Genomic DNA, 255 nt, shown 5'->3' with positions numbered 1-255 from the left:
TGTATTTTAGATACAGAAAAAGGCTCCCACATATCTATCCCTGCTTGGATAGGTATGTGGCAATCTTCTTCATGTTCTGGCATGCGGCTGTGAGGAGAACTTGTTCGCTCACATTTCGTTGTCCCCTTAACCTGCAATAGCGAAGCCCATGCAGCTGTTTTGAATCTGCAAAGCTTCGCTCTATTTTTTCTTTTCTTTTTTTGTAGAGGTTTTTTCCTGAAACAGACAAGCGATTTTGTCTGACCTTTTCTTTAT

General features: G+C 40.8%; 1 protein-coding gene. It reads right to left on the bottom strand.

Features of this window, described 5'->3' with window-relative positions; genetic code table 11:
• Nucleotides 1-34 precede the first annotated feature (34 nt).
• The coding region (locus WA325_RS21340; protein WP_336184167.1) for a transposase at nucleotides 35-255 on the bottom strand (221 nt) is incomplete at its 5' end.

It is taken from the genome of Bacillus sp. 205(2023) (genome assembly GCF_037027485.1).
GTDB classification, from domain to species: domain Bacteria; phylum Bacillota; class Bacilli; order Bacillales; family Bacillaceae; genus Bacillus; species Bacillus halotolerans.
The sequence above is the reverse complement of the archived record's forward strand: the minus strand, read 5'-3'. Positions and strand labels throughout refer to the sequence as shown.